The following is a 15,066-nucleotide window of genomic DNA, read 5'->3' as shown; positions in this document are numbered from 1 at the left end:
AGTGCCGCTGGGCACTGCTCTCGCGGCAGACTACACAAGCCAGCCCGGCGAGACCAGTCATGCCGTACGACGACGAGCATGGCATCATGGCGGCCCGGGATGTCACACGACATCCTGCCCCGTCATCACTTCAGCCTCTGCCACGGTCTTGCCATGTCCTCTTCCGATCAGCCCGCCAGCCCCCATCCGACCGCCGACACGGCCGAGCGCCCGATGAGCGATGCCGCACTGGCCAGGCGCATGCCGCAGCTGCCCCCTCATCTGCGTGAGCAGGCCATGGCACTGGGGCAACAGACCATGCAGCCGGTGGGCATCATCGAGAGCTGCTACCCGGACAAGTTCGGCATTCCCCGCCAGCCGGGTCTGGCACGCCATGCCACCGCCATCCTGCACCTGCTGCCGCCCTTCGATGACCCGGACTGCGTGCGCGACATCGACGGCTTCAGCCACCTGTGGATCCACTTCCTGTTCCACGCCAGCCCCACACGCTGGACGCCGCTGATCCGCCCGCCACGCCTGGGTGGCAATGCACGCACCGGCGTGTTCGCCTCGCGCAGTACCCATCGCCCCAACCGACTGGGCCAGTCGGTGGTCGAGCTTGCAGGCGTCGAGACAGGCGCCAGCGACAAGCCGGGTGGCAGACAGACGGGCAGGCACAGCGGAGTGCGCCTGCTGCTGCGCGGCCATGACCTGCTGGATGGCACGCCGGTGATGGACATCAAGCCCTATCTGCCGTGGGTCGATGCCGTGCCCCAGGCGCGCGCCGGTTACGCGCCTGCCCCGCCGCCACGCCATGCCGTCATGTTCAGTGACGAAGCCGAGCAGCAGCTTGAACAGCGCTCCGACAGTGCCACGCTGCGCGCGCTGATCGAGGAAGTGCTCGCCCAGGACCCGCGCCCCGCCTACCACGCCGCCAAGACTGCCGATGGCAAGCGTCAATATGGCGTGCAGCTGGTGGACGTGGATGTGCGCTTCACGGCGTACACCCAACCCGACGGCAGCCTGACGATGCAGGTCGCCGCCATCGTGGCCAGCTGAACGAGAGAGCGGCGCCAGATCAGGACAATGCCAGATTGCATTGGCGAACCGTCACGACTCCTGACCATACTGGGCGTGCATTCCAGCATCTTCACGTGTTCCACCGGGAGTCCGCCGCATGAGTATTCGTCTGCTTGCCTTTGCCGCCAGTACCCGCAAGGCCTCCGTCAATCGGCGCCTGATCACTCGCCTCGCCCATCTGGCCGGCGATCAGGGAGCCGAGATCAACCTGCTCGACCTCAACGACTTCCCGATGCCGCTCTACGATGGGGACAGCGAAGAAGCCAACGGGCGTCCTGCCAGTGCAGACCGTCTGCAGGCCCTGTTTGCCAGCCATCAGGGGCTGTTGCTGGCCACCCCGGAATACAATGGCTTCTTCAGCCCATTGCTCAAGAACACCTTTGACTGGCTGTCGCGTCCGGACACCGAAGGCCAGAGCGGCATGGATGCCTTGCGCGGCATGCCGGTCGGCATCGTCTCGGCATCCCCGGGCGGGATGGGCGGCATGCGCGCCCTGCCGTTCGTGCGACTCTATCTGAACAACCTCGGCATGCTGGTCGCTCCCCAGCAGATCGCGGTATCCCGGGCAGGCAGTGCCTTTCGCGAGGATGGCAGCCTGGATGACGAAGGTCAGGATCACGCGCTGGCGAGTGTCGCACAGCAGGTGATCGAGCTGGCGAGACTGCGCCACGGGTAACGCCTCCGTACCGCTTCACCTCTGCACATGCAAACCTCTGACACGAGACGACCCTCCTGCCACTGGCAGGAGGGTCGTCTCGTTCATGTGTGCATCGTGAGTGAGGCGGCGGCCTCACGCCATGCTCACGCCGTGAAATCGATCCCGATACGACGGCCGACTTCCTCGTAGGCTTCGATCACGCCGCCCAGACCCTGACGGAAGCGGTCCTTGTCGAGCTTCTCGCGCGTCTCGGCATCCCACAGACGGCAGCCGTCCGGCGAGAATTCGTCACCCAGCACGACCTCACCCTTGAAGACACCGAACTCGAGCTTGTAGTCGACCAGCAGGATGCCGCCATCGAGGAACAGCTGCTTGAGGATGTCGTTGACCTGGAAGGTCAGTTCCTTGGCGCGCGCCAGGTGCTTGGGCTCTGCCCAGCCGAAGGTCTCGACCAGCGATTCGTTGATCATCGGGTCGCCCTTCTCGTCGTTCTTGAGGAACAGCTCGAAGGTCGGCGGATTGAGCTCGAGGCCTTCCTCGACACCCAGACGACGCACCAGTGAGCCGGCGGAGATGTTACGCACCACGCACTCCACCGCCATCATGTCGAGACGCTTGACCAGACACTCGTTGTCGCTGACCAGACGCTCGAAGTGGGTCGGGATACCGGCCGCCTTGAGCTTCTCCATGATGAAGGCATTGAACTTGTTGTTGACCATGCCCTTGCGGTCCAGCTGCTCGATACGCTTGCCGTCGAAGGCACTGGTATCGTCGCGGAATTCCAGCAGCAGAAGATCCGGATCGTCGGTGACGAAGACGGATTTGGCCTTGCCAGCGTAGAGCTCTTCACGCTTTTCCATGAGATTCCCCCTGATGACGCTAGTCGCGTCGAGTGTTGAGGCGGTCGACGATGAATCGATCACGCTTGAGTCTGTCACGCCCAGTCGAGAAGGACCGTGGCGTTGGTGTATGGCGTGATTCGAGAGCTGTCCATCTGGTCAGCTCATCCAGAATCACAAACGCCCGATCGCGAAGCGACCGGGCGTCATGAGTATCAGGCGATGGCCTGCCAGCCAAAGCCGCTGTCCTGCGCGGCGATGATCAGGCGGCTATCGTCGTCCGCAAGCCAGGGGGCCAGTGCCTCCCGGGCCAATGACGGATGATTGTTGCTCTCCGACAGGTGCGAGGCGACCAGCCGCTGCAGGCGCTCCAGCCCCAGATACGGCAGCGCGGCACAGGCCTGGGCGTTGGCCAGATGGCCGAGCCGTCCACCGACCCGCCGCTTGAGGCTGGGCGGATAAGGGCCACTGGCCAGCATCTGCGGGTCGTGGTTGAACTCCAGCACCAGACCATCGCAGTCGGCAAAGCAGCTCAGCACGTGCTCGCTGACGTGACCGAGGTCCGTCAGCACGCCCAGACGCCGCGTGGCCGTCTCGCCACGTCGGCTGAACACGAACTGCACCGGCTCACGTGCATCATGCGGCACGGTCACCGGCAGGATCTCGAGATCCTTGATCGCGAATTCCTGCTGCGGCGTGATCAGATGACGGCTCGGCAACGTGCCGAGCTTCTTCGCGCGGCCGGCAAGCCAGGTGCCCGTGGTCAGATGCACCGGCACACCATGACGGCGCGCCAGCGGCCCGATGCCTCCCAGATGGTCACCATGTTCATGGGTGACCAGCACGGCATCCAGCTGCGAGGGATGCACCCCGAGCCGCGCCAGACGCGCCTCGCTCTCCTTGAGCGTGAAGCCACAGTCCACCAGCACCAGCGCCTCACGCGTGCGTATCAGCGTGCCGTTGCCCTTGCTGCCACTGCCCAGCGAGGCCATCGACATCACGCCGCTGCGGGCCGGCGCCGAGAACGCAGCCGCCTCATCCGACGCAAGGTCGAATGAGGCGGCAGACGCATCAAGCAGCATGCTCAGCGCAGCGTCGACGCCACGGCGTCGAGTAGCTCGCGGGCCAGTGCAGGCGTGGTCTCTTCACCGTCGGCGCGCTTGGCTGTGACCAGCGTATGATCCTGCTCGCCACGCAGCGTGAGCACCATCGGCAGCGGCTCGCCATCCCCGCCGATCCCCAGCCAGCCACCGTCGCGATCTTCCCGCGGGATGTAGTTGACCATGAATTCGCCACGTGAGCGGTTCTGATCCACCAGCTTCTGGTAGTCGGTGTTGAAGTTCTTCTGCAGCTGGTAGAGCAGCTCGGCCCAGCTGCGCTCGGTATCCAGTGCCAGGTCGATCTGCCAGGTACCGTCACGGCCTTCCAGACGTACCCGGTCGTCACGGCTGAGCGACTGCGCCGCCAGCGAGACACCGCTGTCTGCAGGCGAGGCGGCCAGATAGCCACGCAGCGCGTTCAGGCAGCTGCCGGAGACGTCACCGCCCTGCTGACAACGCACTTCAGAGGCGTCGGCACGCAGGCCCTGATTGACGCTGATCACGCCCTGGCTGGTGGTGATCTCGCCCTTGCCGGCATCGATGCTCTGCACGTCCAGCTGCTGGTCACGCGCGAAGGTCTGCAGGCGCGTCCAGACCGCTGCAGGCGCGGCATTCACCGCCAGCCAGCGGGCATCGCCACTCTGACGCAGGGCGACGAATTCACGCTGTCCCTTCTCGCTGGTCGCCAGCGGCTGCGGACGCGGCGCCTCGAAGTCATCGCTGGCCAGGAAATCGCTGCTGGCCTGTGGCACCGGCATCGAGTCCTGATATTCGGCGCGATTGCGTGTCTCGGGCAGCTCGAGCGGCGGCGCGATGCTGGCGTCCGCATACTCGCTGTTGCGGTCATAGTAATAACCATCACTGGAGCAGCCGGCGACCGCGAGAGCCGTCAGCAGGGCCAGTGGCACAAGACGCTGACTCATCAGTTGAGCACCTCGGCCAGTTGCAGCGCTTCATCGACCGTGGAGTGATACTGCTCGGACAGCCAGGTCAGCGGCAGACGCACGCCGGCTTCCGGTGCCAGCGCCATGCGATGCATGGCGTACTTGACCGGAATCGGGTTGGATTCGACGCCCATCGCGGAGTGCAGCGGCATCAGGCGCGTGTTGATCTGGTGAGCACGCTCGGCATCGCCGGCGACGGCGGCGGCGCACATCTCGTGCATCAGGCGCGGTGCGACGTTGGCCGTCACGGAGATGTCACCGTGGCCGCCCATCAGGATGAAGTCGCAGGCCGTGGGGTCATCACCGGAGTAGAGCGCGAAATCGGTGCCCTTGAGGCGGTCGATCAGCTCCTGACCACGCTCCAGATTGCCGGTAGCATCCTTGAGGCCGACGATGTTGTCGAGCTCGGCGAGGCGGAAGACCGTCTCGTTGTAGATATCGGAGCAGGTACGACCCGGCACGTTGTAGAGAATGACCGGAATGCCGGCCTGCTCGGCGACGGCCTTGAAGTGCTGATAGAGCCCTTCCTGGGTCGGCTTGTTGTAGTACGGCGCCACGGAGAGGCAGTAATCCGCACCGACTTCCTTGGCATAACGGGCAAGCTCGACGGCTTCGGAGGTGGCGTTGGCGCCAGTCCCGGCGATGACCGGAATCTTGCCGGCGACCGTCTCGACCACACAGCGGATCACATCGAAGTGCTCCGCGAAGGACATGGTGGTCGGCTCGCCGGTAGTGCCGGCGGCGACGATGGCATCGGTGCCATTTTCGAGGTGGAAGGCGACCAGCTGGCGCAGGGCGTCCCAGTCGATCTCGCCGGTGGCCTTCATCGGGGTCGCCAGTGCGACAATGCTACCTGTGATCATCCCTCGAATTCTCCTCTGGTGCCTGATGCGCCAGGCGTGTCCCTGTGCTGTTGAAACAGCAGATCCCGGGGACAGACATCTGACATAGATTGGTTGACGCAGGACTCTGATTGCGTGGGCACGCCGACACGCGAGTCGCGCCAAGGGTGATGATGTTACAAAGACCATCGAAGCCTGTACAGACGCCATCTGCACCGGTTGTGCAAAGCGATGGATTCCCTCGCCTGTCCACGGGACAGATGCACGCCGGACGGGCCCGATGACGCCGGTCGCCAAGGCGGTGAAACACAAGAGTTCTGCCCCGTCTTTGACAAGTTCGGGCGCCCTGCGTGTAATGCAGGACATACCGCAGAACCGGGCAAGCGCGATGCCCATGACTGCCGGTTTTTTTCCTCATTCCATACTGTCAGCCGCCACATGGCCGTCAGTCATCGCCAGGAGAGCACGATGAGCGTCAGCCTCGGTCAGCCAATTCCCGACTTTACCGCACAAGCCACCAGTGATACCGAAGTCACCCCGGCGAGCCTCAAGGGCAAGCAAGCCGTCATCTACTTCTACCCGAAGGACCACACGCCGGGCTGTACCACCGAAGGCGGTGACTTCCGCGACCACCTCAAGGAATTCGAAGCGGCCAACACCGTGATTCTCGGCGTCTCCCGCGACAGCCTGCGCACCCACGAGAACTTCCGGGCCAAGCAGGGCTACCCGTTCGAGCTGATCAGCGACCCGGACGAGACCCTGTGCAAGATCTTTGACGTCATTCACATGAAGAAATTCATGGGCAAGGAAAGTCTCGGCGTGGTGCGCTCCACCTTCCTGATCGACGCCGACGGCAATCTGGCGCGCGAATGGCGTGGCGTGAAGGTCAAGGGCCATGTCGAGGAAGTGCTGGACGCCGCCCGCGAGCTCGACGCCGGCAAGTGATGCTCGCCGGAAGGCTGCAAGCCCCGAGCGTCAAGGCCTGCCTGTGCGCAAGGGTCCTGCTGGAGGGCCATGGCGGTGAAACGCCGCCACTCGCCCATGAAAAAAGCCCCGCCGATCGGCGGGGCTTTTTTCATGCAGGCGACACGGGACGAGGCCCGGGACATGCGCTCAGCCCTGCACTTCTTCTTCGGGCAGGCCTGCCTCGGCGCGGGAACGACGCGGCCAGGCGTAGAGCAGCGACTTCATCAGCGTGGCCAGCGGGATGGCGAAGAACACGCCCCAGAAGCCCCAGATCCCGCCGAAGAACAGCACGGCCAGAATGATCGCCACCGGGTGCAGATTGACCGCCTCCGAGAACAGCAACGGCACCAGCACGTTGCCATCCAGTGCCTGGATGATGCCGTAGGCGATCATCACGTACATGAAGGTATCGCCCAGCCCGAAATGGAAACCGGCCACGGCGGCCACCGGCAGGGTCGCCCCCGCCGCCCCGATGTAGGGAATCAGCACCGAGAAACCGACCACGATGGCCAGCAGCGCCGAGTACGGCAATCCGAAGATGACGAAGGTGACGTAGCTGACGCCACCGACGATGACGATCTCGATCACCTTGCCGCGCACGAAGTTGGCGATCTGGTCATCCATCTCGTTCCACACCCGACTCATCAGCAGGCGCTTGCGCGGCAGCAATGCCAGCGTGAACTCCACCAGCCGCTCGCGATCCTTGAGCATGAAGAACACCAGGATCGGCACCAGCACCAGATAGATCACCACGCCCATCAGGTTGCCGAGCGACGCCAGCGACAGGGACACCGCACGTTGCCCGAACTGGGTCAGCTCACGCCCGGCGGCGCCGACCCACTGCTGGACCTGCTCCGGCGTGATCAGGCCGGGGAAGCGCTGCTGCAACTCGCCCAGCCAGCGCTGACCCGAGGCGAACATGCCGGGAATCTCCTGGATCAGATTGGCCAGCTGATGCCAGACCAGCGGCAACAGGATCAGCGCACTGGCCAGCATGATGCCCATGAACACCAGCGTCATCAGACTGACGGCGGCCAGACGCGGCAAGCCGAACCGCTCCAGAAAGCTCACGCCGCTCTGCAGCAGGAAGGCGACGATCAAGGCCGTGAAGAATGGCGCCAGCATGCTGCCCAGCCAGATGACGGCCGCGAAGACCAGCACCAGCACCAGAAACAGCACCACCGCCTCCTCATCGGAGAAATAGCGCTCCAACCAGCCACGCAACAGGGTCTTCATGGTCATGAGGGGTCATCCTCCGTGAGCGCCTTGATCACGAAGCGATAATCACCCGCGGCCGTCTCTTCACGCGAGACCAGCGCGTGATCGCTCAGCGCCAGATAGGCGGGGATGTCACCCCAGGCGCCGGCGTCGCTGGCGAGGACCTCGAGTTGCTCGCCGGCACTCATGCCAGCCAGTGCCAGCTTGGTGCGCAGCAGCGGCAACGGACAGTGCAGGCCGCGCGCATCGAGCGTTGTCAGGTGGGTATCGGCCGTGGAATCAGCCGTCGGATTCGCAGTCTCAGCGCCAGGTCGTTCGAATGCCATCTGCCCTTCCGTTCTCGTTATGATGTTCTGCCACACGCATGAAGGGTGCAGCTTGAAAACGCCCCGATTTAAGGGCACCTTGCCTGACAAAGCAACTTTCCGCCCCGCCACCCCCTGAGAGTGAGGGGTAGCCAGGTCAGTCCGGCTCACTTCATGTGTCGTGCGGGCCGACTGTGCCTTGCACCTTATTGAAGAGGATTGCCTGCATGTCGTTGCTGTCCCCCTTGAGCGGTCGCGTTCGTCACGCACGCACCACACGCGTCACCCTATCCAGCCTGCTGCTCAGCCTGACGCTGATGGGTGCCTCCCTGGCCAGCCCCCCCGCCGTGGCGCAGAACGACTATGGACTGCCGGACCTGGGGAGCGCCAGCGGCGGCATTTCCAGCAACGATGAATATCGTATCGGACGCGCCTGGCTGCGCCAGTTCCGCGCCCACGTGCGTGAATGGGATGACCCTATCACGCTGGACTGGATCAATGGCATCGTTCGCAAGCTGGCGCCCTGGAGTGAGCTGGACCGCAATGACTTCATCATCACCCTGGTGGCCAGCAGTCAGCTGAACGCTTTCGCCGTGCCCGGCGGCGTGGTCGGCGTCAATACGGGGCTGTTCGCCTTCGCGCCGGACCGCGACGCCTTCGCCTCAGTGCTCGCCCACGAGCTGGGCCACCTCTCCCAGCATCACTTTGCCCGCAACATGGAACGTCAGGCTGAAACTCGCCTGCCGACACTGGCCGGTTTTCTCGCCGGCATGGTGATCGCGGCCGGCGGTGGCGGCTCGGCCGGTCTCGCGACCATGGCCGGCACCCAGGCGGCGGCGATCTCGGATCAGCTGGCCTACTCACGCCGCTTCGAACAGGAGGCCGACCGTGTCGGCATCGAGGCGCTGGCGCGTGCCGGCTTCGACCCCGAGGCCATGCCCCGCATGTTTCGCGCCATGCAGCGCATGGCCAGCCTGCAGGGCAGCAACGCGCCGGAATTCCTGCTGACGCACCCGGTCACCGAAGCACGTATCGGTGACACCCAGGCGCGTGCCGATGCCCTGGAGACCGCGACCCCTGATCCGCTGGGCACGCTGGCCTACGAGATGATACGCGCCCGTGCCCTGCTGGCGCTCAACCTGAGCCAGCCCTCCCAGGGGCTGGTGACCTTGCGTGAGGACTCAGCCGATCCGGATGCCATCGCCTACTACCAGGCACTGGCGGCCGCCGAGAATCACGAGATCGACAGCGCCCTCGCGGCGCTGGACCGCCTGCACGACAAGCATCCCGACCTCACCCTGATCAGCGCCAGTGCCATCGAGGTCGCCCGGGATGCACGTCGCTATGACGAGGCCACGCAACGCGCCAGACGCCTGCTGCGCCTGCAGCCGGATTACCTGCCGACACGCCTGGCACTTGCCGAGGTCAGGCTGCAGCAGGACCCCGCCAGCGCACGCCAACAGCTGGAAGACATGCGCCGCGAACATCCCGATGATCCCAAGGTGTGGAATCTGGCGGCCGAGGCCAGTGGCCGCAGCGGGCATCAGGCCGAAGCCTTCCTGTACCGGGCGGAATTCGAGCAGCTCGAGGGACGCATGGACAGTGCCTTCGCCCAGCTGAAACTGGCCGATGAGGCGGCGCGCAAGGCAGACGACTTCGCGCTGGCCAATCGCATCAATGCGCGGCGTGAGGACTTCAAGGACTACCGCAACGCCATCGAAGCGTTCTGATCTCCCCCGCCCCTTCCCGCCGACAATGAAAAACCGCCGCCCCGACTCCTCGGGTGCGGCGGTTTGCGTCGCCTGCCTGCAGCGCCTCTCGTCGATCAGGCGTCGGCGTGATCAGCCACGATTGAACTCCAGCATGCGGGTCAGCGGCTTGAGCGCGCGCTCACGCAGGCTGTCGTCGACGAAGATTTCCTCGCCGTTGGCCTCGGCGGGATCACGGCGCAGCACCGCGGCCAGATTCTCGAGACCATTCATCGCCATCCACGGGCAGTGCGCACAGCTCTTGCAGGTCGCGCCATTGCCGGCGGTCGGCGCCTCGAACAGCTGCTTGCCCGGTGCTGCCTGCTGCATCTTGAAGAAGATGCCACGGTCGGTGGCAACGATCATCTGCTCGTGAGGCAGCTCGACGGCGGCCTTGATCAGCTGGGACGTGGACCCCACCACGTCGGCAAGCTCCACCACCGACTGCGGCGATTCCGGGTGCACCAGCACCGCGGCGTCCGGGTGGACCTTGAGCAGGTCGGTGATGCCCTGGGCGCGGAACTCGTCATGCACGATGCAGGCACCATCCCACAGCAGCATGTCAGCGCCGGTCTGCTTCTGCACATAGGCGCCCAGATGCTTGTCCGGGGCCCAGATCAGCTTCTCGCCCTTCGCGTGGAGGTGCTCGATCACGTCAACGGCGATGGAGGAGGTCACCACCCAGTCGGCACGCGCCTTCACCGCCGCCGAAGTGTTGGCGTAGACGACCACGGTGCGATCGGGATGGGCATCACAGAAGGCGGCGAATTCGTCTTCCGGGCAGCCCAGATCCAGCGAGCAGGTCGCCTCCAGCGTCGGCATCAGCACGCGCTTCTCCGGGGAGAGGATCTTGGAGGTCTCGCCCATGAAGCGAACGCCGGCGACGATCAACGTCGAAGCGTCATGACGGGCGCCGAAGCGCGCCATCTCGAGGGAATCCGCGACACAGCCGCCGGTGTCCTCGGCAAGCTGCTGGATGGCGTCATCGCAATAGTAATGGGCGACCAGCACGGCATCACGCTTGATGAGCAGCTGCTTGATCTCGGCGATCAGCGCGGCATCCCCTGCCGCGGGACGGGTCGGGCAGTACGCACGGGCGAGGTGCTCTCGCACCTGCTCGCGGACGCTATCGTGGGCCTCACGACCCGGCATGGCATTTGTCAGGCTGTTCATGTGTCTCTCACCTAGCCCACAGGGGCTCCCCCTGTGCTGAGTGGGTCAGGGCCCGGCCATGAGCACGAACGGCGCGTGGCGGCCCTCCCTTGCGCTGCAGCTGGGCTCCCCAGACTGCAACTGGTGCCTTGGGCGTCTATCGCCCTTGGCGGTGTCCTGTCGAGCGTCATCCTCTGAAGGACATGAGCCGTGGCTCGCGCACAAGGATACGCCTGCCACGCTCCCCGCTCCAGTCGACCTCACGCCAGGTACCCGGGCGTGCGTCGAGGCAACGCCGCGGAATCTTTCTGACGCATAACAAAAATTGCCCCGCGCCAATGAAGGCACGGGGCAAGATCTGGTGGGTCGTGAGGGATTCGAACCTTCGACCAATTGGTTAAAAGCCAACTGCTCTACCACTGAGCTAACGACCCAAAACTGGGTGGCGGATGGTGGGTCGTGAGGGATTCGAACCTTCGACCAATTGGTTAAAAGCCAACTGCTCTACCACTGAGCTAACGACCCGCCGCCGGGTGCTTTGCAAGAGACCATTTCGAGAAATGGTGGGTCGTGAGGGATTCGAACCTTCGACCAATTGGTTAAAAGCCAACTGCTCTACCACTGAGCTAACGACCCTTGCGAAGCGGGGCGTAAGATACCGCCATTCCTGAGACGACGCAAGTCTTTTGCAAAAAAACTTCAAGCAAATGACCAGCTTGACCGCTCATGGCGCCTCGAGAGCCCCACGCCATCCACCGTCCAGATGCACGCAAGCCCGCGACAGGCGCGGGCTTGCGAGACTTGCCGACGGCATGTCGAGGCTGACATGCACGTCAGGCCCACGGGAGGCCAGCCGGAGATGGCGAGCGCAAGGCACGCGATCTCCGCAGAGCCTCAGCGCGGCTTGCGTGTGCGCTGCGGCGGCTTCTTCATGGCGCGCACTGGACGACGCTTCTGCTTGTCGCGGCTCCAGCGGTTCTGCTCATCCGGCGTCAGGGCCGGCGCCTTGCGGTGCTCGAGACCTGCCAGCGTGGACAGTTCATCGATCTCGCTCTGCTCCATCTCCACCCACTCACCGGCGCGAGCGCGCTTGTCGAGGAAGATGTTGCCGTAGCGCACGCGCTTCAGGCGGCTGACGGTCAGCCCCTGGGAGTCCCACAGACGACGAACCTCACGGTTGCGGCCTTCCATGATCACCACGTGGAACCAGCTGTTGATGCCTTCGCCGCCGAATTCCTGCACGTCGGTGAAGCGCGCCGGGCCATCTTCCAGCATGACGCCATTGACCATGTTGACGACGTGCTCACGCTTGACCTCACCCATGACACGCACGGCGTATTCACGCTCGATCTGGGTCGACGGGTGCATCAGACGGTTGGCCAGCTCACCATCGGTGGTGAACAGCAACAGACCGCTGGTGTTGATGTCCAGACGACCGATGGCGATCCAGCGCTCACCTTTCAGGCGCGGCAGACGCTCGAAGACGGTACGACGGCCTTCCGGGTCCTTGCGCGTGCACAGCTCGCCTTCCGGCTTGTTGTACATGATGACGCGGCGCGCACTTTCCTCGGCGCCCTTGAGGTTCTGCGGGCGATCATCGAGGCTGACCTGGTCGTTGGGGCCGACGCGGTCTCCCAGCTGGGCGACCTTGCCGTTGACCTTGACGCGGCCGGCGCTGATCGCGACTTCCATCTCACGGCGTGAGCCGAGACCGGAGCGCGCCAGCACCTTCTGCAGCTTCTCGTCGTCGGCCAGCTTGTCGCCCTTGGCCTGCGGCGGCAGCGGACGCAATTCCGGGGCTTCGGCGGCGGCCGGCTTCTTGCCGACATTGGCCTTGCTGCCACGGGTGGACTTGCCCATGTCGCGACGCGGCTGTGCGCCGTCCTTGCTGGCAGCGTGCTTGCCAGCCGCCTTGCTGTCCGTCGCCTTGCCGCCCGCGAAGGCCTTGCCAGTGGTCGACTTGCCGTCGTTCTGGCGTGATGCCTTGCGCTTATCAGTGTCTGTCTTGCTCATGACATGAACCATTTCATCAATAGGAATTTCGCTTACGCAGGGTCGTCATCATCGACGGTCCCGGCAGCGGAGGAGTCATTGGGTGGCGTATCGCCAGCCCCGTCCTCATCTTCTGCACCGCGCAAACGTTGGCTGAGGCGCGCTTCGATCGTGGCGAAGTCGAACCCCGAGCCGGTGGACGCCATCCCGGCGTGATCATGTTCCGCCTGTGAGGCGGAGGGTCCTGCGGTATTCGGTGAATCATCCGCGACATCGAGCGCGCGCGCCTTCAGCGCCTCCTCCAGCTGCTCGGCGGTGATCTCCGGTGGCTGCCAGTCGGCGGGCACCTGAGCCCCCCTCGTCTCTGACGATGTCTCGTCTGAAGACGTCTCGTCCGAGAAAGTCTCGCTCGAGGAAGTCGTGTCCGAGGAAGTCTCGGCTGACGGCGCATCAGCGGCTGTCGCATCAACGGCTGTCGCATCAGGACCTGACGGAGCGGAATCCGGCGCATCATCGGCCGATGCCCCCCCGTCGCCCTCGCCATCCGGGTCTTCCGGCAGCGGCAAGGTCTGTGAGGGCGGCACATCATACAGCTCCGCTTCCAGCTGTTCGAGTCCTTCGAAGCCTTTCAGTTCATGCACCGGCGGCAGCTCTTCCAATGTCTTGAGCCCGAAGTCGTCAAGAAACTGGCGCGTGGTGGCGAAGACCGCCGGCCGCCCTGGCACGTCACGGTGCCCGACCACCCGCACCCAGCCGCGCTCGACCAGGGTACGCATGATGGAAGAGCTGACCGTCACGCCACGCACCTGCTCGATATCACCACGGGTCACCGGTTGACGATAGGCCACCAGCGCCAGCGTCTCCAGCAGAGCGCGAGAATAGCGCTGCGGGCGTTCTTCCCACAGCCGTGACACCCAGGGAGAGAACTGCTGGCGAACACGCAGCCGCCAGCCACTGGCGGTCTCGATCAGCTCCAACGCACTGGCGTCGGCCGGATGGCGCTCTCCCAGCCGGCCCAGTGCTTCACGCAGCGCAGGCTTGGTGGGGCTTAAATATTCATCGAACAATCCCGCCAGACGCTCCAGCGTCAGCGGTTCACCGGCAGCCAGCAGCGCCGCTTCGATGATCTGGTCGAGGGGGGCATCGCGCGAACTCATGACGGCGCGTTCTCCTGCTCGTCGGATGGGGGGAAGGAAGGTGACGTCTGCGCATCCTCGAACGCCGCGTCATCGTACGCTGCGTCATCGAACGCCCCCTGGTCGGCCGCCACCTCGTCTTCGTCGGCGAATTCCAGTGCCAGCCAGTCCTCATCGTCCTCGCTGTCAGGCTCCGGCGTACGGGCACGCACGTGAATGGGCGACAGCGGCGCATTCTGCACGACCTCGATCAGCGCCTCCTTGGCCAGCTCCAGGATCGCCATGAAGCTGACCACCACGCCGGCACGCCCCTCTTCGAGGGTGAACAGTCTCTCGAAGGGCGTGAAGTGCTCGTGGCTCAGCAGATTCATGATCGCCAGCATGCGCTCACGGGTCGACATCACCTCACGCGAGATGGTGTGCGCCTGGACGAGATCCGCCTGACGCAAGAGACCGGACAGCGCGCCGAGCAGCTCCGAGAGGTCCACTTCAGGGTGGACGACACGCGTCTCCAGCTCCGGCAGCTCCGCCGTGGCGACGAACCAGTCACGCCCCTGGCGTGGCATCTCGTCCAGCCCTTCGGCGGCCAGCTTGGTCTGCTCGTACTCCTGCAGACGCCGGATCAGCTCGGCGCGCGGGTCCTCTTCCTCGTCATCATCACTCTCCTTCGGCTGGCGCGGCAGCAGGCTGCGCGACTTGATCTCCGCCAGCATGGCGGCCATCAGCAGATATTCCCCGGCAAGGTCGATCTGCATGGCGTGCATCAGCTCGACGTACTCGATGTACTGATGCGTGATGGCCGCGACGTTGATGGCGAGAATGTCGAGGTTCTGACGACGGATGAGATACAGCAGCAGATCCAGCGGCCCCTCGAAGGTCTCGAGAAAGACCCGCAGTGCCTCAGGCGGGATGTAGAGATCCTGCGGCATCTCGGTGAGCGGCGTGTCGTTGACGCGCGCCAGCACGGCCGATCCCGTTGCAGGTGCGGTGATCAGCGGTGCGGGCTGATGCCCATCGGTCAGGGAAAAGCTGGCGCCATCGAGCAGGTCGCTCATGAAGTCTCCTGCAGGAGGCTGAAGTCGGGAGAACCAGGGCGGAGGATGCACC

At 64.6% G+C, this 15,066-nt stretch carries 14 protein-coding genes and 3 tRNA genes; 4 read left to right on the top strand and 13 right to left on the bottom strand.

What is annotated here, in order from left to right; genetic code table 11:
• The first annotated feature begins 153 nt into the window (after positions 1-153).
• Positions 154-1,038: a tRNA (N6-threonylcarbamoyladenosine(37)-N6)-methyltransferase TrmO gene (tsaA, locus tag BFX80_RS02445; protein ID WP_394327512.1), complete on the top strand. Its 885-nt coding sequence runs from the start codon at positions 154-156 to the stop codon at positions 1,036-1,038.
• 118 nt (positions 1,039-1,156) lie between these two features.
• Positions 1,157-1,735 (top strand): NADPH-dependent FMN reductase, encoded by a 579-nt coding sequence (locus tag BFX80_RS02440; RefSeq protein WP_077380162.1) that lies wholly within the window; start codon positions 1,157-1,159, stop codon positions 1,733-1,735.
• Positions 1,736-1,860: 125 nt separating this feature from the next.
• Here the strand turns inward: BFX80_RS02440 and purC are convergent, their stop codons facing one another.
• The 4 genes from purC to dapA form a co-directional block, all read right to left on the bottom strand.
• Complete coding sequence (gene purC / locus BFX80_RS02435) at positions 1,861-2,577, bottom strand: phosphoribosylaminoimidazolesuccinocarboxamide synthase (RefSeq protein ID WP_077380164.1); 717 nt, start codon at positions 2,575-2,577, stop codon at positions 1,861-1,863.
• A 194-nt stretch (positions 2,578-2,771) separates the two neighbouring features.
• A complete protein-coding gene (locus tag BFX80_RS02430) occupies positions 2,772-3,554 on the bottom strand; it encodes an MBL fold metallo-hydrolase (protein WP_084209591.1) in 783 nt (260 codons plus the stop codon).
• Between the two features lie 86 nt (positions 3,555-3,640).
• Positions 3,641-4,579 carry a hypothetical protein gene (locus BFX80_RS02425; RefSeq protein WP_077380166.1) on the bottom strand — a complete coding sequence of 313 codons (939 nt, stop codon included), beginning with the start codon at positions 4,577-4,579 and terminating at the stop codon, positions 3,641-3,643.
• The gene (gene dapA / locus BFX80_RS02420) at positions 4,579-5,463 is read right to left on the bottom strand and encodes a 4-hydroxy-tetrahydrodipicolinate synthase (RefSeq protein ID WP_077380168.1); all 885 of its coding nucleotides are present in this window, start codon (positions 5,461-5,463) and stop codon (positions 4,579-4,581) included. Before dapA ends, BFX80_RS02425 begins: the two co-directional genes overlap by 1 nt.
• 447 nt (positions 5,464-5,910) lie before the next feature.
• Between dapA and BFX80_RS02415 the strand changes: the two genes are divergently transcribed.
• Positions 5,911-6,387, top strand: coding sequence for a peroxiredoxin (locus BFX80_RS02415; RefSeq protein WP_077380170.1), 477 nt, complete (start codon positions 5,911-5,913; stop codon positions 6,385-6,387).
• A 168-nt stretch (positions 6,388-6,555) separates the two neighbouring features.
• On the opposite strand, the gene BFX80_RS02410 is transcribed toward BFX80_RS02415, so the two are convergent.
• Both BFX80_RS02410 and BFX80_RS02405 read right to left on the bottom strand, forming a co-directional pair.
• The gene (locus tag BFX80_RS02410; protein WP_084207883.1) at positions 6,556-7,650 is read right to left on the bottom strand and encodes an AI-2E family transporter; all 1,095 of its coding nucleotides are present in this window, start codon (positions 7,648-7,650) and stop codon (positions 6,556-6,558) included.
• Positions 7,647-7,952 carry a sulfurtransferase TusA family protein gene (locus tag BFX80_RS02405; protein ID WP_077380174.1) on the bottom strand — a complete coding sequence of 102 codons (306 nt, stop codon included), beginning with the start codon at positions 7,950-7,952 and terminating at the stop codon, positions 7,647-7,649. Before BFX80_RS02405 ends, BFX80_RS02410 begins: the two co-directional genes overlap by 4 nt.
• Positions 7,953-8,158: 206 nt before the next feature.
• On the opposite strand from BFX80_RS02405, the gene BFX80_RS02400 reads away from it, so the two are divergent.
• A complete protein-coding gene (locus tag BFX80_RS02400; protein WP_077380176.1) occupies positions 8,159-9,661 on the top strand; it encodes a M48 family metalloprotease in 1,503 nt (500 codons plus the stop codon).
• 111 nt (positions 9,662-9,772) lie between these two features.
• On the opposite strand, the gene nadA is transcribed toward BFX80_RS02400, so the two are convergent.
• From nadA to BFX80_RS02365, 7 genes are all read right to left on the bottom strand, one after another.
• Entirely contained in the window at positions 9,773-10,831 is a 1,059-nt protein-coding gene (nadA, locus tag BFX80_RS02395) for a quinolinate synthase NadA (RefSeq protein ID WP_084209590.1), read from the bottom strand.
• 359 nt (positions 10,832-11,190) lie between these two features.
• Positions 11,191-11,265: transfer RNA gene (locus BFX80_RS02390), tRNA-Lys, on the bottom strand.
• A 16-nt stretch (positions 11,266-11,281) separates the two neighbouring features.
• Positions 11,282-11,356: transfer RNA gene (locus tag BFX80_RS02385), tRNA-Lys, on the bottom strand.
• Between the two features lie 36 nt (positions 11,357-11,392).
• A tRNA-Lys gene (locus tag BFX80_RS02380) sits at positions 11,393-11,467 on the bottom strand.
• Positions 11,468-11,725: 258 nt separating this feature from the next.
• The gene (rluB, locus tag BFX80_RS02375; protein ID WP_240499734.1) at positions 11,726-12,586 is read right to left on the bottom strand and encodes a 23S rRNA pseudouridine(2605) synthase RluB; all 861 of its coding nucleotides are present in this window, start codon (positions 12,584-12,586) and stop codon (positions 11,726-11,728) included.
• Between the two features lie 290 nt (positions 12,587-12,876).
• Positions 12,877-13,980 (bottom strand): SMC-Scp complex subunit ScpB, encoded by a 1,104-nt coding sequence (gene scpB / locus BFX80_RS18265; protein WP_084207882.1) that lies wholly within the window; start codon positions 13,978-13,980, stop codon positions 12,877-12,879.
• On the bottom strand, positions 13,977-15,014 hold the full coding sequence (locus BFX80_RS02365; protein WP_084207881.1) for a segregation and condensation protein A: 1,038 nt from the start codon (positions 15,012-15,014) through the stop codon (positions 13,977-13,979). The genes scpB and BFX80_RS02365 overlap by 4 nt, the downstream gene beginning before the upstream one ends.
• Between the last annotated feature and the right edge of the window lie 52 nt (positions 15,015-15,066).

This window comes from Cobetia marina (assembly GCF_001720485.1).
Lineage (GTDB): Bacteria > Pseudomonadota > Gammaproteobacteria > Pseudomonadales > Halomonadaceae > Cobetia > Cobetia marina.
Note: the sequence above shows the minus strand (reverse complement) of the source record. Positions and strands in the feature narration are given on the sequence as shown.